At 50.9% G+C, this 18229-nt stretch carries 14 protein-coding genes; 11 read left to right on the top strand and 3 right to left on the bottom strand.

All coding sequences use genetic code 11. The features are described from left to right. The first annotated feature begins 128 nt into the window (after positions 1-128). The 4 genes from LVQ77_RS16850 (at position 129) to glnB (ending at position 3979) form a co-directional block, all read left to right on the top strand. Complete coding sequence (locus LVQ77_RS16850; RefSeq protein ID WP_370645052.1) at positions 129-1511, top strand: sensor histidine kinase; 1383 nt, start codon at positions 129-131, stop codon at positions 1509-1511. A gap of 3 nt (positions 1512-1514) precedes the next feature. Then, positions 1515-2234 carry a two-component system QseEF-associated lipoprotein QseG gene (gene qseG, locus LVQ77_RS16845; RefSeq protein WP_232905036.1) on the top strand — a complete coding sequence of 240 codons (720 nt, stop codon included), beginning with the start codon at positions 1515-1517 and terminating at the stop codon, positions 2232-2234. Next, on the top strand, positions 2231-3568 hold the full coding sequence (glrR, locus tag LVQ77_RS16840) for a two-component system response regulator GlrR (protein ID WP_064513100.1): 1338 nt from the start codon (positions 2231-2233) through the stop codon (positions 3566-3568). The genes qseG and glrR overlap by 4 nt, the downstream gene beginning before the upstream one ends. Positions 3569-3640: 72 nt before the next feature. Further along, positions 3641-3979: a nitrogen regulatory protein P-II gene (gene glnB / locus LVQ77_RS16835; RefSeq protein WP_002438074.1), complete on the top strand. Its 339-nt coding sequence runs from the start codon at positions 3641-3643 to the stop codon at positions 3977-3979. A gap of 93 nt (positions 3980-4072) precedes the next feature. On the opposite strand, the gene hmpA is transcribed toward glnB, so the two are convergent. Then, positions 4073-5263, bottom strand: a complete 1191-nt coding sequence (hmpA, locus tag LVQ77_RS16830) for an NO-inducible flavohemoprotein (protein WP_232905035.1) — start codon at positions 5261-5263, stop codon at positions 4073-4075. Between the two features lie 392 nt (positions 5264-5655). Here hmpA and glyA point away from each other — a divergent pair, with 392 nt between their 5' ends. After that, the gene (glyA, locus tag LVQ77_RS16825) at positions 5656-6909 is read left to right on the top strand and encodes a serine hydroxymethyltransferase (protein WP_232905034.1); all 1254 of its coding nucleotides are present in this window, start codon (positions 5656-5658) and stop codon (positions 6907-6909) included. Positions 6910-6964: 55 nt separating this feature from the next. On the opposite strand, the gene LVQ77_RS16820 is transcribed toward glyA, so the two are convergent. Next, positions 6965-8161: an ROK family protein gene (locus LVQ77_RS16820; protein ID WP_232905033.1), complete on the bottom strand. Its 1197-nt coding sequence runs from the start codon at positions 8159-8161 to the stop codon at positions 6965-6967. 115 nt (positions 8162-8276) lie between these two features. On the opposite strand from LVQ77_RS16820, the gene LVQ77_RS16815 reads away from it, so the two are divergent. The 4 genes from LVQ77_RS16815 to LVQ77_RS16800 all read left to right on the top strand — a co-directional run bounded on the left by LVQ77_RS16815 (position 8277) and on the right by LVQ77_RS16800 (position 15211). Continuing rightward, entirely contained in the window at positions 8277-11552 is a 3276-nt protein-coding gene (locus LVQ77_RS16815; RefSeq protein ID WP_232905032.1) for a DUF5107 domain-containing protein, read from the top strand. A gap of 72 nt (positions 11553-11624) precedes the next feature. Beyond that, complete coding sequence (locus tag LVQ77_RS16810; RefSeq protein ID WP_232866073.1) at positions 11625-13064, top strand: sugar porter family MFS transporter; 1440 nt, start codon at positions 11625-11627, stop codon at positions 13062-13064. 3 nt (positions 13065-13067) lie between these two features. After that, a complete protein-coding gene (locus LVQ77_RS16805) occupies positions 13068-13889 on the top strand; it encodes an aldose 1-epimerase (protein ID WP_232905031.1) in 822 nt (273 codons plus the stop codon). A gap of 170 nt (positions 13890-14059) precedes the next feature. Next, complete coding sequence (locus LVQ77_RS16800) at positions 14060-15211, top strand: 3-phenylpropionate MFS transporter (RefSeq protein WP_232905030.1); 1152 nt, start codon at positions 14060-14062, stop codon at positions 15209-15211. Here LVQ77_RS16800 and csiE read toward each other — a convergent pair. Further along, positions 15198-16478 carry a stationary phase inducible protein CsiE gene (gene csiE / locus LVQ77_RS16795; RefSeq protein ID WP_232866079.1) on the bottom strand — a complete coding sequence of 427 codons (1281 nt, stop codon included), beginning with the start codon at positions 16476-16478 and terminating at the stop codon, positions 15198-15200. The genes LVQ77_RS16800 and csiE overlap by 14 nt on opposite strands. A gap of 137 nt (positions 16479-16615) precedes the next feature. On the opposite strand from csiE, the gene LVQ77_RS16790 reads away from it, so the two are divergent. Together LVQ77_RS16790 and LVQ77_RS16785 are read left to right on the top strand one after the other, a co-directional pair. Next, positions 16616-17251, top strand: a complete 636-nt coding sequence (locus LVQ77_RS16790) for a DUF1007 family protein (RefSeq protein WP_232866082.1) — start codon at positions 16616-16618, stop codon at positions 17249-17251. Further along, positions 17242-18225, top strand: a complete 984-nt coding sequence (locus LVQ77_RS16785; protein ID WP_232905029.1) for a nickel/cobalt transporter — start codon at positions 17242-17244, stop codon at positions 18223-18225. The genes LVQ77_RS16790 and LVQ77_RS16785 overlap by 10 nt, the downstream gene beginning before the upstream one ends. Positions 18226-18229 lie beyond the last annotated feature (4 nt).

Below are 18229 nucleotides of genomic sequence, written 5' to 3'. Positions count from 1 at the left end.
TGTTGTTTCTGCGTTCAAGACTTTAAACTCCCGCCAATCCCCGCTAGCATCAAATTATCCGCAGTCCCAATGAGATAAGTCTATTGAACCAGTGGCATTTTTTCCCGCGATCCTTACGTCAGCTCGTCATGATGGCCTTTTTGCTGGTGCTGGTTCCACTGTTGGTTCTGGCATGGCAAGCCTGGCAAAGCCTTAATGCGCTCAGCGATCAGGCTGCGTTAACGAATCGCACCACGCTGGTTGATGCTCGCCGCAGTGAAGCCATGACAAACGTTGCTCTGGAAATGGAACGTAGCTATCGCCAATATTGTGTGCTGGATGATGCAACGCTTGAGACGGTCTACCAGGGGCAGCGTAAGCGTTACACGCAAATGCTCGAAGCGCATGCCGGTGTTTTGCCTGATAACCATCTTTATAAAGACCTCAGCCAGTCGTTAAACGACCTTGCCAACATACAATGCAAAAATAGCGGCCCAGATACCGCTGCTGCTGCACACCTTGAGAACTTCGCGACCAAAAATGCTGAGATGGTACAAGCGACACGCGCGGTGGTGTTTTCCCGTGGACAGCAACTTCAACAAGAGATTGCCGAGCGCGGGCAGTTCTTTGGCTGGCAGGCACTGGTGTTATTCCTGTTGAGCTTTGCATTGGTCATTATCTTTACGCGCATGATTATCGGCCCGGTGAAAGGTATCGAGAAGATGATTAATTTACTCGGTGAGGGGCGTTCATTGGGTAATTCGGTATTGTTTAAAGGGCCGAGGGAACTACGTTCTGTTGGGCAGCGAATTGTCTGGCTCAGTGAGCGTCTTTCCTGGCTTGAGTCCCAGCGCCACGAATTTTTGCGCCATATTTCCCACGAATTAAAAACACCGCTAGCCAGTATGCGTGAAGGTACCGAATTGCTTGCCGATCAGGTTGTTGGGCCGCTGACCACCGACCAAAAAGAGGTGGTGGAAATTCTTGATAATAGTAGCCGCCACTTACAAAAATTGATTGAGCAGTTACTGGATTACAACCGTAAACTGGCCGATGTCCCACTCGAGATGGGTAAAGTTGAACTGGCACCACTGGTGGATGTCATTATTGCCTCTCACAGTTTGCCTGCACGGGCTAAAATGATGCGTACCGAGTGTGATATTAGCCCGGTTGCCTGTCTGGCGGAGCCAATGTTGTTAATGAGCGTGCTGGATAATCTCTATTCCAATGCGGTGCACTATGGGTCTGAATCCGGTACCATTTATCTACGAAGCTCGCAGGTGGGTCACTTGCTCTATATTGATGTGGGTAACACAGGTGACCCCATTCCGTCCGCGGAGCGAGAGATGATCTTTGAACCTTTTTATCAGGGAAGCCACCAGCGTAAAGGTGCAGTTAAAGGTAGCGGCCTGGGATTGAGTATCGCCCAGGATTGTATCCGTCGTATGCATGGCGAATTGCACCTGATTGATGATGAAACGGCAGATGTCTGCTTCCGAATCGAGTTACCTGTCTTTCCCGAGAACAAATAAAAAATGAAAGCGACTATTTTTCACGTGTTGCGTAACGGCTTAATACCATGCCTACGCAGCCCAGTTTCAATTCGCCCGCTGTCCGCATTACTTGTGCCATTACTATTGGTGAGCTGTGTTCAGAATACTGTGCCAAAAGATGTTAAACACCCACAATTAGCAGAAGAGCCGGAACAGCAACTGGCCGATTACTTGTCTACGGAGTGTGAGGATATCTGGCAAAACCAGAGCCATGACTCAATGAGTAACCCTCTCTATTGGCTTCGGGCGATGGATTGTGCGGAGCGTTTAGCGCCGATTCAGGCGCGGGCTGAAGCACGTCGCTGGCCATCTGATAGTTGGCGCGACACGTTCAAAAGAGGGATTTTGTTGGCGAATGCCAAAATTAGCCCAACCGAACGCCGCCGTTACATGGTTAAGCTGGATACGATGACGACAGAAGTGCCTTCACAGGTGCGCTCGTTATTCCAGGTCTGGCGTGATGGGCAAGCGTCATTGCTGGCGCTGTCAGATGAACGTACCCGCTACAGCAAACTACAACAGTCGTCAGACAACGAGCTGGATACGTTGCGTGAACAACAGCAACGTCTCAGAGGCCAGCTCAGCCTGACGACTCGCAAACTGGAAAACCTGACGGACATCGAACGCCAGCTTTCCAGCCGCAAACCTGCCGGTGCTGAGTTGCCGGACAATACCAAGCCCGCGCAGGAGGCGAAACCATGACGCAACGTAAGCCTGCAAGACTCCTGTTGGTCGATGACGATCCGGGCCTGCTTAAACTTCTCGGTATGCGCCTGACCAGTGAAGGTTATACCGTTTCCACCGCGGAAAGTGGTGCTGAAGGGTTACGTCTCCTGGGACGAGAAAAAATCGACTTAGTGATTAGCGACCTGCGGATGGACGAAATGGATGGCATGGCGTTGTTTGCCGAAATCCAGAAAGCACAACCGGGAATGCCGGTAATCATTCTGACCGCTCACGGTTCTATTCCGGATGCCGTGGCCGCAACACAGCAGGGCGTATTTAGTTTCTTGACTAAACCGGTTGATAAAGACGCGCTCTACAAGGCGATTGACGATGCTCTCGAGCATACGGTCACTGCCGGTGATGATATGTGGCGCGACACTATTGTTACACGCAGTCCTACGATGCTGCGCTTGTTGGATCAGGCGCGCATGGTGGCTCAGTCGGATGTCAGCGTGCTGATTAACGGGCAAAGTGGGACCGGTAAAGAGATCCTCGCGCAGGCTATTCACAACGCTAGTCCGCGCAGCAAGAAGGCATTTATCGCTATTAACTGCGGCGCGTTGCCGGAACAGTTGCTGGAATCCGAACTGTTTGGTCATTCACGCGGCGCATTTACTGGCGCGGTCAGCAGCAGAGAAGGGCTGTTCCAGGCCGCAGAAGGCGGAACGTTATTCCTTGATGAAATTGGCGATATGCCGATTCCTTTGCAGGTCAAATTACTGCGCGTGTTGCAGGAGCGCAAAGTGCGCCCGCTAGGCAGTAACCGCGATCTCGATATCGACGTACGTATTCTTTCCGCTACCCACCGCGATTTACCCAAAGCGATGGAGCGCGGTGAGTTCCGTGAAGATCTGTTTTACCGTCTGAACGTTGTGAGCCTGAAGATCCCGGCCCTGCAAGAACGCGCGGAAGATGTGCCTTTGCTGGCGAATCATTTATTACGTCAGTCAGCCGATCGCCATAAGCCGTTTGTTCGTAGCTTTTCGACCGATGCAATGAAACGCCTGATGGCGGCAAGTTGGCCTGGCAATGTGCGCCAGTTGGTTAACGTGATTGAGCAGTGCGTTGCTTTGACATCCGCACCCGTTATCAGCGAAGCGCTGGTCCAGCAGGCTCTGGAAGGTGAGAATACTGCGCTGCCTACTTTCGTTGAAGCACGTAACCAGTTCGAGCTGAACTATCTGCGAAAATTGCTGCAAATGACCAAAGGCAATGTGACCCAGGCGGCACGTGTAGCGGGGCGCAACCGTACCGAATTCTACAAATTACTCTCACGCCATGAACTCGATGCCAATGACTTTAAAGAGTAGTTTGTGGTAGTTTGAAGCCACGATTACTGTAACCAGGCAGCACACTTGAGTTGTGCGGGAACCGGAAATACCATGAAAAAAATTGATGCGATTATTAAACCGTTCAAACTGGATGACGTGCGCGAAGCGCTGGCAGAAGTTGGCATCACCGGCATGACGGTAACTGAAGTTAAAGGTTTTGGTCGTCAGAAGGGGCACACCGAACTGTACCGTGGTGCTGAGTACATGGTGGATTTCCTGCCAAAAGTAAAAATTGAAATTGTCGTCACAGACGACATCGTTGATACCTGCGTGGACACCATTATCCGTACTGCGCAAACCGGTAAAATCGGCGATGGTAAAATCTTTGTCTTTGATGTGGCGCGCGTAGTGCGTATTCGTACTGGCGAAGAAGACGACGCAGCAATTTAATAATTGTATGTCGGATGTCGCTTACGCTAATCCGACCGACAAAAAGCAGTCCCACGGTGGATTAGCGCGAGCGACATCCACCGTGTTTTTTGATCACATCACTTTATGAGGACCAAAACATTCATAATGAATCCGGTCTTGCTTAACACCCAACTTCACCAATTGCTCAGCAGCAAAACGCATAAAACTCACCGGGCCGCACAGATAAAACTGCATATCTGGCGCGCTGATTTTGCTCTCAAGTACGACTAAATCCATCAGCCCTTCACTATCAAATTTTGCCTGCGCACGGCAACGTTCGGATGGTGTGCGATACCAGACGTGACGCTCAAAGCGTGGCAACTGTTCACCCAGGTGATTCACTTCATCCGCAAATGCATGTACGTCACCATGTTCAGCCGCATGGAACCAGTTCACCTGCGCGCTATGGCCATTTTTCGCCAGCGTATCGAGCATTGCCAGCATCGGCGTTTGGCCAACCCCTGCTGAAATCAACGTAACCGGCGTTTGCGCTTTCACGTCCATAAAGAAATCACCGGCAGGCGCGGCCAGATGCACTTCATCGCCCACTTGTGCGTGATTGTGTAACCAGCTTGAAACCTGGCCTAAATCTTCGCGTTTCACCGCAATGCGATAGCTTTTGCCATCTGGCTTGCGGGTCAGTGAATATTGGCGAATCTCCTGATGCGGGAAGCCTTCAGGTTTGAGCCATACGCCAAGGTATTGGCCTGGTTGATAATCAGCGACCGGTTTGCCATCCAGCGGTTCAAATTCGAAGCTAGTGATAAGTGCGCTCTGCGGCTCTTTTGCCACAATCCGAAAAGCACGTGTCCCTTCCCAGCCGCCATTTTTCGCCGCGTTATCCTGGTAGATTTCCGCTTCACGATTGATAAACACGCCCGCCAGCACGCCATACGCTTTGCCCCAGGCATCCAATACTTCCTGGCCCGGGCTAAACATTTCATCCAGCGTTGCTAACAGGTGACCACCGACGATGTCGTACTGTTCCGGTTTGATCTGGAAGCTGGTGTGTTTCTGCGCGATTTTTTCTACCGCTGGTAGTAACACCGCCAGATTTTCAATATTGCTCGCATACGCACAGATGGCATTGAACAGCGCTTCACGCTGATCGCCATTGCGCTGGTTGCTCATATTGAAGATCTCTTTCAGCTCAGGGTTATGGCTGAACATGCGATCGTAAAAGTGCGCGGTAAGTTTTGGGCCGGTTGCTGCAAGCAGGGGGATGGTGGATTTCACTGTAGCGATGGTCTGGGCATCAAGCATGGTATAGCTCCTTTTATACCCGTCATACTTCAAGCCGCAGGGGTGTTGGATGCAACTCGAATTATTTAGGGTTTTCTAATTGATGTATTTTAAATGCATCTTATAAAACTCGCCGCCAAAATAAAAGTACTACATTGTAAATGGATACTTACTGAGTCGATTCGGCTCACAGAACGTGAAATTTCTGCATGTTGATGATGAATTAATATCCGCAGAAATAGCTTGCCACTTTTGGCTTCAAACCCTTGCTGGATGCCGAGCCAATCGTTTGCGTAAAAACCTCTGTCAAGACCTATCACCTGATACCAATTCGGTTTACACTGTTGCCCGTTGTTTGAGAGAGCCCTCAAAGCTGTTCGAATTTTTACTGTTAGCTGAGTCTGGAGATGCGAATGTTAAAACGTGAAATGAACATTGCCGATTACGATGCCGATTTATGGCAGGCCATGGAGCAAGAAAAAGTACGTCAGGAAGAGCACATTGAACTGATCGCCTCCGAAAACTACACCAGCCCACGCGTGATGCAGGCTCAGGGTTCTCAGTTAACTAACAAATATGCCGAAGGTTACCCAGGCAAGCGTTACTACGGCGGCTGTGAATACGTCGACGTGGTTGAGCAACTGGCTATCGACCGTGCAAAAGAGCTGTTCGGCGCTGATTACGCTAACGTGCAACCGCACTCCGGTTCACAGGCTAACTTCGCGGTATACACCACTTTGCTGGAACCAGGCGACACCGTTCTGGGTATGAACCTGGCACACGGCGGCCACCTGACTCACGGCTCCCCGGTAAACTTCTCCGGCAAGCTGTACAACATCGTTCCTTATGGTATCGATGAAAGCGGTCATATCGACTACGCAGACCTGGAAAAACAAGCTAAAGCCCATAAGCCGAAAATGATCATCGGTGGCTTCTCTGCTTATTCCGGCGTGGTTGATTGGGCAAAAATGCGTGAAATCGCAGACATGGTTGATGCCAAACTGTTCGTGGACATGGCACACGTTGCTGGCCTGATTGCCGCGGGCGTTTACCCGAACCCGGTTCCACATGCGCACGTTGTTACAACGACTACGCACAAAACTCTGGCGGGCCCACGCGGTGGTTTAATCCTCGCGAACGGCGGCAGCGAAGAGCTGTATAAGAAACTGAACTCCGCTGTATTCCCAGGCGCGCAGGGCGGCCCACTGATGCATGTCATCGCGGGTAAAGCTGTTGCACTGAAAGAAGCAATGGAACCTGAGTTCAAAACTTACCAGCAGCAAGTTGCTAAGAATGCAAAAGCAATGGTTTCTGTGTTCCTGGACCGTGGTTACAAAGTGGTTTCTGGCGGTACTGACAACCACCTGTTCCTGCTGGATCTGGTTGATAAAAACCTGACCGGTAAAGAAGCAGATGCTGCATTGGGTCGCGCGAATATCACCGTGAACAAAAACAGCGTGCCAAACGATCCGAAGAGCCCGTTTGTGACTTCTGGTATCCGTATCGGTACTCCAGCGGTAACTCGCCGTGGCTTCAATGAAGCAGACGTTCGCGAACTGGCTGGCTGGATGTGTGATGTGCTTGATAGCATCAACGACGAAGCTGTCATTGAGCGTATCAAGCAAAAAGTTCTGGATATCTGCGCACGTTTACCTGTGTACGCTTAATATCGTCTGACATTGAAACCCCGGCTTGCCGGGGTTTTTTTATTCCTGCTCGTTATTACATCTCATTTAACGCGACTTCTGCGTACAAATACCCAATCCCCATAACTTGCTGTGGCCTGCTTAATTGCCCAAAACTAATCTGTGTGGCATTCATCTTTAATGAGTCGCCGTGATCAAATGGATTGAATCCAATTTGCCTGTCGATAGTTGCGAGCCAGCTGTCACCAAAAGCACAGCTTCTACCATAAAACAGAATCTGATTGATATTCAGGATATTGAGGAAGTTGTACAGACTTAGCCCAATAGCGTTTGCGGCACTTTCGACCCAACGGCGTACTTGTTCATTGCCTTCGTGCCAGGCAGCAATAAGCTGTGTTGAGGTAATCGATTCAGGGTCGAGCTTAGGCGTTCCTGGTTGCGATTTTAACCAGATACGCGCCTGTTTTTTTAACGCTGAAAGCGATGCGACGGTTTCCAGACAACCATAGCGCCCGCAGTCACAGGCCATGCCGTCTGGGTTCACAATAGTGTGGCCGATTTGCCCACTGCCGTACAAACTGCCGCGATAAATCTGCCCGTTGATGACAAACGATGAACCAATTCCATAATCGACATTTATCACGCAGAAATCCTGGCGGTTTGCTGGATTTTGCCACTTTTCTGCCAGAGCTAGCATCACACAGTCGTTATCGACTCTTACCGTTACACCCAGCTTTTCTTCCAGCAGATATTTAATTTCTACCGGCTCACGCCACGGAGCCTGTGGCATGGTTTGCGAAACCCCTGTCACAGGATCGACTTGCCCATGAATAGCCAGAGCGAGATTGATGACTTTTTTCGGCCAGATTTTGCGTTGATTACGCCAGATGTTCTCAACAGCAGTCAGTAATACCTGCGGTGTGGCGGCGTGCACATGGATACGCTCAAATTCCCCTTGCGGTGAAAGCTGTGCGTCGCACAGTTGGCTTTCAATACTGGTGGGGGTGACATTCATGCACAGAATGAAATCGCCATCAGGTGGAATTTGGTAACTGCCGCTGTTAATGCCTCGGTTGCTGAGGTTTTCGCTGGAGTGGCTCAGTTTGCCATCGCTCACCAACTCCTCAAGGATCTTACTCACCGCTGGAATGGACAGCCCGGTGTACTGCGCAAACTGCGATTTACTTAGCCGCTTATGCTGCCAAACCAGTTTCATAATCGTCTGGCGGTTAAGTTGGCGCACGCGTTGATTATTCAGCCCTGAATTATGCATTTCACTAAACCCCGTTAACTTTATTGTGTGAGCATTAAGCGCTCTAAGCCGTAATGAGTTCTCTACACTGCAAACATAACGTATTTCACTGTTATTTGTTTACTGGAGAGGCGAAATGTACGGAGCCGTTAGCGTCTGGCAAGAGACGATTGCTTTACCCACCTGGACTACCGGTGCGGAAGACCCGAATCCTATGTTTCTGGAGAACCGTGTCTATCAGGGATCTTCAGGTGCTGTTTATCCTTACGGTGTTATTGACACACTTACTGGCAATCGCGAGATGCGTGATTACAACGCGGTGTGGATTGAGAACGACTTTATCCGCGTAATGTTATTGCCTGAGCTGGGAGGCCGTATTCATCGCGCCTACGACAAAGTGATGGAGCGCGACTTTGTTTACTACAACGAAGTGGTGAAACCAGCTTTGGTTGGACTGGTCGGGCCGTGGATTTCCGGTGGTATCGAATTTAACTGGCCGCAGCATCATCGCCCAACTACTTTCATGCCGGTAGATGTGACTTTCCAGAAACATGACAACGGTGCGCAAACCGTCTGGCTCGGTGAAGTTGAGCCAATGCGCGGCCTACAAGTGATGACCGGCTTTACGCTATATCCAGAAAAAGCGCTGATTGAAATTACCGGAAAAGTATTCAATGGCAACGCCACGCCGCGTCATTTCCTGTGGTGGGCGAACCCGGCGGTAAAAGGCGGTGATGATCACCAAAGCGTATTCCCGCCCGATGTCACGGCGGTATTCGATCACGGTAAACGCGATGTTTCCGCTTTCCCGATGGCCCACGGCACTTACTACAAAGTTGATTATTCCGCAGGCGTGGATATCTCGCGCTACAAAAATATCCCGGTACCAACCTCGTATATGGCGGATAAATCAGATTACGATTTTGTTGGCGCCTACCATCATGGCGAGCAGGGCGGTTTATTACATATTGCGGACCACCATGTTTCACCGGGTAAGAAACAATGGTCATGGGGAAACTGTGATTTCGGCCAGGCCTGGGACCGTAATCTAACCGATGAAAATGGTCCTTATATTGAGTTGATGACCGGTGTGTTTACCGATAATCAGCCCGATTTCACCTGGATTGCCCCTTACGAAGAAAAAGTATTCGTCCAAAACTTCCTGCCATACAGCCAACTTGGCACTTTGCAAAATGCCAACACTCAGGTGGCGATAAAACTCGAACGCCACAACGGTGAACTACATCTCGGCGTGTACGCCATTGCGCCGTTGGTTGGTGTGACGCTGGAAGTTGAATCGGCAGGAAACACACTGTGGAAAACCACGCTTTCTCTGCAACCGGCGCAGGCGTGGCAAGAAACGGTCAACGACACCTGGCCGCAGCGCCTGACGCTCAATCTGCGTGATGCGCAGGGCTCACTCATTCTCAGCTATTGCGAACATGTCCCTGAAGATTTACCTCTTCCACAACCAGCAAGCGTGCCCGCGAAACCGCATGACATCACCAATTGTGATGAGCTGTATTTTATCGGACAACATTTGGAGCAATACCTCCATGCCAGTCGTTCAGCATTAGATTATTACCAGCGAGCGCTGGCATTAGATCCCGAGGATTACCGCTGCAACGTGGCGCTCGGCCAGCTTGAATTTAACCGTGGCAACTGGGAACTTGCTGAACAGTACGCGGATGCGGCATTGAAACGCGCACATCGTCTGAATAAGAACCCGCAAAACGGTGACGCAAGTATGTTGCGCGGTGCTGCCAAAGAGAAGCAGGGCGAGCTCGACGGCGCATTTGATGATTATTTCAAAGCAAGCTGGAGTGGCAACTGCCGCGATGCTGCATTCTACGCGCTGGCACGTCTGGCGCTGCGTAAGGAGGAGGCTTCTCAGGCACTGACTTTGGTAAACCAAAGTCTGAAATTTAATGCCAGCAATAACCTGGCGATGGGGCTGAAAGCGTTGGTACTGCATCAAACGGGTGAATCACAAAAAGCACTCAACTGGATTGCGCAGCAGCTTGAGGAATACCCGCTGAGCTATGTTCTGCACTACGCTCGCTGGACCATCACGCAAAGTGAAACGGACCGCGCCGAACTGCTGCGTGTCACTGGCAAACGCGGCGTGAACGCAAGTGTGTTAGCTGGCTGGTTGGTGAGTATTGGTAAAGACTCGGCGGCGAAAGATCTACTCAAAGTGCTCGATTCGCAAGAAGCGATGCCGCTGTTATGGCAAGCCTCTCTTGAAACTGACCACGCCCTGCAACATGCGTTTGTGCAGCAGGCGCAGGAACGCTTTGCTCGTAAAGTGCGCTTCCCAAATACCCTGGATGAAGTGCAAATGCTGCAACGACTGCCACACGACGGTTTTGCGCAATACCTGCTCGGCTGTTTCTGGTACAGCAAACGCCGGTATAACGAGGCGGTTGCCTGTTGGCAATTTGCCGCGCAACAACTTCCCGAGTTTGCTGCAGTACAGCGTGTGTTGGGGATTCATGCCTGGAATAAAACACACGATTTAAGGCTCGCCGAAAGCTATCTGCAACGAGCGGTTGAACTTGAGCCCGATAACGCCCGCTTGCTGTTTGAACTCGATTATCTGCAAAAACTTAACGGGCGCGCTACCGAGCAGCGTTTGGCGAATCTCGCAGCTCGTCGTGATGTGGTACTTAAACGCGACGACCTCACCGCTGAATTGTTGAGCTTGTGGAATATTCACGGTGAAACTGATGCGGCGGCGCAAGTCCTGGCACGGAGAAAGTTCCATCCTTGGGAAGGTGGTGAAGGCAAAATCACCGGGCAGTATCTGATTAACCTGCAATACCGTGCGCTGGAGTGCATTGCCAATAAACAGTTTGGCGAAGCAGAAGAGTTACTTCAGCAAGCGCTCAGTTACCCGGCGAACTTAGGTGAGGGGCGTTTAGTTGGCCAGAGCGATAACGATATTTGGTATCTGCTCGGCTGGTGTGCACAGCAACTCCAGCAGCCGGAGCGTGCTCAGCTTTATTTTGAACGTGCGCTGGAAGGGGGCTCCACTCTGGAAGCCGGGCGTTACTACAACGACCAACCCGTCGATTACCTGTTCTACCAGGCGATGGCGCTGGTGCGCACAGGTGACAAAGAGCAGGCTCAACAGCAATTCCGTAGCTTTATTACCTGGGCTGATGAGCACTTTAACGACCCGTCTGAACCCGATTTCTTCGCCGTATCGCTGCCAGATTTGGTCGCGCTGGATGGTGATCGTCAGACTGCACACCAGCAACACTGCCTGTTTGTCGCAGCCCTTGGGCATCTGGGATTAGGGGAACACTCCGAGTTCGAAGCAGCATTGAAAGCTTTACTGTCACAAAACCCGGCACACGACAAAGCACACTTGCTGCATTTGGCAATGCAGCGCGGCGTCTTTGCCTGAGCGCTGAAATAACAATAAACGGCGGGAAATAAATCCCGCCTCCTCTGTATCTCTACAAAGTGAGGAATAACAATGAAAACTGTGCAGACACAACTACGCATGGGGTATGTATGGACTATCTGTCTGGTGGCCGCCTGTGGCGGTTTGCTATTCGGATATGACTGGGTGGTAATTGGTGGCGCCAAACCCTTCTACGAAGCTTACTTTTCAATAACCGATCCCGCTCAGTCCGGCTGGGCGATGAGTTCCGCATTGGTAGGTTGTATTTTCGGCGCGCTGATTTCCGGCTGGTGTGCAGACCGGTTCGGGCGCAAAACACCGCTTATCATGTCGGCGATACTGTTTACTGCATCGGCCTGGGGTACGGCGATGGCCAGTAACTTCGATATGTTTGTGGTTTATCGCATCGTCGGTGGCGTGGGGATTGGTCTCGCATCAGCATTAAGCCCGATGTATATCGCGGAAGTGAGCCCGGCTGAAAAACGCGGCAAGTTTGTTGCTATCAACCAGCTAACCATTGTGATTGGCGTACTGGCAGCACAGCTTATTAACCTGTTGATTGCCGAACCGGTTGGTACCGCGGCGACCATGCAGCAAATTACTGAAAGCTGGAACGGGCAGGTTGGCTGGCGCTGGATGTTTGGTGCAGAACTGGTTCCGGCGCTGGCGTTTTTAGTGCTGATGTTCTTTGTCCCTGAATCGCCACGCTGGCTGGCACGTGCCGGGAAAAATGAACGCGCTCACCAGATGCTTAAACGCATCGGTAACCAGAAATACGCCGACGACACCCTGAATGATATTTTGCAAACGCTGAACAATGACACGCAAAAAGTCTCCTGGAGTGCGCTGTGGCAGCCGCAGGTCAAGCCGATCATTATCATCGGGATGGTGCTGGCAGTGTTCCAGCAGTGGTGCGGGATTAACGTGATCTTTAACTATGCGCAGGAAATTTTTGCTTCCGCAGGTTTTGATATCAACAGCACGCTGAAATCCATAGTCGCGACGGGTTTGATTAACCTGATCTTCACCCTCGCCGCACTGCCGCTGGTGGACAAAATTGGCCGTCGCAAGCTGATGCTGTTTGGTGCTGCGGGTTTGACCATCATCTATGCATTAATTGGTGCAGCATATGGTCTCGGTATTATGGGGCTGCCGGTGTTGATCCTCGTTCTGGCGGCGATTGCGATTTATGCCCTGACATTGGCACCTGTTACCTGGGTTCTGCTATCAGAAATTTTCCCTAACCGTGTGCGTGGTCTGGCGATGTCCTTAGGCACCCTGGCGTTATGGGTTGCCTGTTTCTTGCTGACGTATACCTTCCCGTTATTGAACGCCAGTCTCGGGGCTGCGGGTAGTTTCCTGTTATATGGCGTGATTTGTGCGGCAGGCTTTGTCTATGTGCGCCGTTATGTTCCGGAAACTAAAGGCGTGAGCCTGGAAGCGCTGGAAAAACGTATGGCAGACCAATACGGTGCAGCGGCAAAAGTGCGTGCTGAAAGAGCGGCGCACTGAGTTATGGAAAGTCTGAAACTCGAAAATGAACACTTACGTTTAACCGTCGCCCCGCAAGGGGCGGCAATCCTCAGCCTGGACTCGCTAAAGCACCAGGAACCGATTCTTTATACAGCTGAAAAAGCATTATTCCCGATGCTGCCGCTGGCAAACCGAGTCGCCGGGAATTGCTTTCGGCTACACGGAGAAATGGTCACACTGCCGAAAAGTCCGGTCGATGAACAATTTTTTCTCCATGGGGATGGCTGGCTGAAAAGCTGGCAGGTCGAAACCGAGGATAGTCAACAGATTGTTTTAACGCTGGATAGTCAGCATGAGTGCGGGTTTGATTATCACGCGCGGCTGGTTTACCGGCTGGAAGATAAATGTTTTATCGCGGAGCTTCAACTCACTCACCGGGGAAGTAAGCCGATGGTTTATGGGCTGGGTTTTCATCCCTTTTTCCATCTCACACCCACGACACACGTGCAGTTTGGAGCAACGGGCTTCTGGCCTGAAGGAGAGAGTCACTTACCTCTTGAGTGGAGTGACCAACTGACGGCACAAACCAATTTCATCACGGCGAAAATTCCGGACAACCACTGGCTGAATGTTGGCTATTCCGGTTGGAACGGTTTGGCGTTGATTGAATCTGGTGACCTGCTTGTGCAGCTAAAATGTTCTACGCCGTACTTGATGGTGTTCCGTATGGCAGACGAACCATTTATTTGCCTTGAGCCACAAAGCCACCCGGTGAATGCCCATAATATGGCTGGGCAGCCGGGACTGGTGTTGCTGGGGCGGGGAGAAACGACACGCCTAGCAATGGAAATGACGGTTTTGTAGGTCGAATAAACGTCAGTGTCATCCGACAATTCTGCTGGATGACGCTGTCGCTTATCCACCCTGGTAAATCAATAAGGCCATTTAATTACCAGGTGTTATTAGTCTGTTAATGAATGCTTGCAAGCACGTCAACGCTCGGACACACTAGCGCCTCCAAAACGGGAGGGATCATGGTTTTGCATTCAACGCGCTGGCTGGCGCTCAGTTATTTTACCTACTTCTTTAGCTACGGGATTTTCCTGCCATTCTGGAGTGTCTGGCTTGCCGGAGTTGGTCTGCCACCTGAAACCATAGGGCTATTGTTAGGGGCTGGATTAATCGCCCGTTTCCTTGGTAGTTTGCTTCTTGCCCCTCGTGTTACCGACCCTTCCCGACTTGTCTTTGCTTTGCGTTTACTCGCCTTACTCACTTTGCTATTTGCCGTTGCTTTCTGGTTCGGACAAACAGCGACCTGGCTTTTGATTGTGATGGTCGGTTTTAACCTGTTCTTCTCACCGCTGGTGCCGCTTACCGATGCGTTGGCCGGAACCTGGCAGCGTCAAATCACCATGGATTATGGTCGTGTGCGCCTGTGGGGATCACTGGCGTTTGTGATTGGCTCCGCCATGACGGGCAAGCTGGTGAGCATGTATAGCTACCAGGCAATTCTGGTGCTGCTGAGTATTGGTGTCGCGTCGATGTTAATCGGCATGATGCTGCGCCCATCCGTGATGCCGCAAGGTGAAACTCGCCATAAAGAAGGTGCGGGTTGGCCAGCGTGGAAGAAACTGGTGCTCGGTTCATGGCGATTCCTGGCCTGCGTGACATTACTTCAAGGCGCACACGCGGCTTACTACGGATTCAGTGCGATTTACTGGCAAGGAGCTGGTTATTCCGCGTCGGTTGTTGGGTATCTGTGGTCGCTGGGTGTTGTTGCGGAAATTGTGATTTTTGCTCTGAGCAACAAGCTGTTCCGTAACTGGAGTGCGCGTGACTTGCTGCTGCTTTCTGGTGTGACTGGAATACTGCGCTGGAGCCTGATGGCGTACACCACCGATTTGCCGTGGCTGATTGCTGCGCAAATCCTTCACTGCGGCAGCTTCACTGTTTGCCACCTGGCGGCGATGCGTTATATTTCGGCTCGCGAGGGTAACGAAGTCATCCGTTTGCAGGCCGTCTATTCAGCGGTAGCAATGGGTGGTGGTATTGCCATTATGACGATGTTCTCCGGCTACCTTTACCAGCATATGCAGGGTGGGGTGTTCTGGATTATGGCGTTGGTGGCCGTTCCTGCATTGTTCATTCGGCCACGTCCCATCTCATATTGCGTTAACACTCAATAATCTTACGGATCTGCTGCTGCTGGTGTTCACCCAGCGGCAGCGTTACGTGAATCAGTGGCGGTGAGTAAAGTGGCAAAGTGGTGGAGTAGGGTGTAATCACCAACACCACTTCTTTCGGCGCTCCCTCTTTTTGATAGCTGTGAATCGTCAGATGTTTAATATTGAGCGGCAGTAACGTTAGTTCACGCAGCTGCTGTTCAATACTTTGTTCAAGTTCAATGTTGTTGCCAGTGAGCAGCAAAACCTGCTTTTCATGCAGATCATTTTCCTGCATCAGCCACGCTCCGAAGATCACCGCCACCAGTCCCACCTCTTCATCTGAAAAACGCATTTCAAAATGGTTTTCAAAATCATTGAACGCTTCACGCGTGGTACGCATCAGGCGTGGGTAAAGACGAGTTATTTCTTCCGGTAGGCTGTTATCAATCCCAATACCGAACTGGCAACGATCCAATGCCTGAGCAAGATGGATGTAGAGCTGGTCGCTCAGGCCTTGTTCATCGCTAAAGGACATACCCGCCAGCTCGCGAAAGCGCGCAATCATTCCGAAAATGGCCGAACGTAAGCGTAAATCTTGCTCATGATTGTCACGAATCGGGTCGGGAGTACGTAGTAACTGGAATAATAGCGCCAGGAATAATTGCTCGTTTTCGTTGGCTGATTGCAGCACGCGACGCTTCCAATGGCGGGCAATCTCAAGTGCCGCCACAAACTCCGGGCGAATTTGTGTCCACGCGCGTTGCTGCTCGGTGAATTCTGGGGTGATCCCAGCATGGTGCTGGTGCAAGCAGTACTGCAAAAACAGCGTTAAAAATTGCACATCACGGCTATCAAATTGCCTTTGCAAGCGTCGTGCGCAAAGCCCGATCAGCGCCTGGAGGTTCTTCTCGTCATATAACGCGGTCAGAATTCCTTGCTGTTTAAGCTGTATTTTGAGCGCCGGGGTAAAATGCTGCTGCACAAAGTGTGGGCACAAACGCAATGCACGGCGTAGCCAATGCAATAAGCACAGACGGCGGTCTAAAGGCGTGCCCTCAATCCGATAGCTACCATCCTGTTGCGTGATAAGCCTCAGCCGGTGATAGCGCTGGATTTCATCACCCGTGTCGGCTATATCTTGCAGGGCTTTGGTGTCATCGACCCCGTTGAGTCTTGCGAGGATCTCAGGAGTGACGGTTTGGCCCGGTATGTATAGCAACAAAAGCAGGTGGCAGCGGCGCTGCGGACTGGAGAGTACAGATGGTGGTGGGGAGAGCAGTGTCATCATCCGCATAACCGAGTCAAAGTAATTAATGCTAAGAGTAGCTAAAGCTTTTGGCGTAGAGATCGACATTTGAGCTTTTTAATTACGTAATTCTGACTGGCTCACAGAATTTTAAGCTTGAGAGAATAATGAGCAGGAAAATGTGTAACAGAATTGCGTTTTTCGCCTTAAATAGCGTGCTTTTTAGCCCAGTGGCTTTGGCACATCCACATAGTTTTATCACCCTTGTGACGACGGTGATGACCGAAAATGACCAGCTTACTGGTCTTAAAATGCAGTGGACGATGGATGAAATCACTTCAGCAGATCTACTGTATGACGCAGGTAATGCCAAACCGGACTCGCCAGTGTGGAAGAAGTTGGCAGCCGAAGTCATGGCCAATGTTTTAGGCCAGCATTACTTCACCGAATTCTGGCATAACGGTAAAAAAGTGACCTTTAATAACCTGCCACCAGAGTATGGCCTTGCACGGGTAGGGCACCAGGCAGTATTGACCTTTGTTTTACCCCTTGCACATCCGCAGCCATTGAAGGGGCAGACGTATCAGTTTGCGACGTTCGACCCGACCTATTTTGTTGATATGAGTTACGACAACTCCAGTGATGCCAAATTGCCGAAAACATTAGCCTCACTTTGCAAAATCTCAGTGAAAACCCCGCAGCCGAACGAAGATACGCTGGCCTTCGCACAATCACTGGATAAAGCCGATGCCCCTCCCGAAGATATGGAACTGGGTAAACAGTTTGCTCAACAGGTGATATTGCAATGTCAATAATGCCTTCAGCTAAACCCCATTCACGCCGTTGGCTTCACCTGTGGCCGCTGGCATTTTTCCTGCTGGTTTGCGCAGGAGCACTTTACAGCTTGTGGCATTACTGGCCGCAAATCCTCATTGAAAGTGCGATGTGGCAGAAATCGATTAACCAACAAATGAGCACCCTCCTGCGTGAGGTTGCCGAGAACCCTACCCGGGCGGGTTGGTCATTGCTGTCATTTAGTTTTGTTTACGGTGTGCTTCACGCATTGGGGCCAGGCCATGGGAAAATAGTTATTACGACCTGGCTTGCGACACATCCTTCGCGCCTGAAAAGCAGCCTTAAATTGACGTTTGCAGCATCTTTATTGCAAGGAGTGGTGGCGATTGGGTTGGTAACGGTAGTGCTGGGGATTTTGGCTCTGCCTTCGCGCCAATTGCACATGAGCAGTTTTTGGCTCGAGAAGGGAAGCTATTTGCTGGTGGGTGTTTTAGGTGTGATGTTGTGCGGTCGAGCCCTGGGTAAATTGCAACGTGTGCTGCGAAAACCGAAGCGTTTCACTTCATTCACGCCTCATCATGTACATGATGAAAAATGTGGTTGTGGCCATCAGCATTTACCCACGCAGGAACAGCTTGCAGCAGGAGAAGACTGGCGTGCCCGAATGATGATTGTTTTATCCATGGGTATGCGCCCATGCTCTGGGGCAATTATGGTGCTGCTGTTTAGCAAAGTGATTGGCGTGTATAGCTGGGGAGTGTTGTCGACGCTTGCGATGGCTGCAGGTACATCTATTACCATTTCTGGCCTGGCTTTTTTAGTCCACGGTTTCCGTCAGCTTGCGGTACGCATTAGCGGGAATAAAGCACCCGTTTTATGGCGGCAAGTCGCCTGGGCGACACTGGCATTTGCAGGTGGTGGAATTTTAGTATTAGCAGCAGTGGTGATGTGGCTGAGTGCTCAACCGGTAATGCGAGGGATACGACCGTTTTAATTGA

This window comes from Buttiauxella cochleicola, assembly GCF_021282435.1.
GTDB classification, from domain to species: domain Bacteria; phylum Pseudomonadota; class Gammaproteobacteria; order Enterobacterales; family Enterobacteriaceae; genus Buttiauxella; species Buttiauxella massiliensis.
Note: the sequence above shows the minus strand (reverse complement) of the source record. Positions and strands in the feature narration are given on the sequence as shown.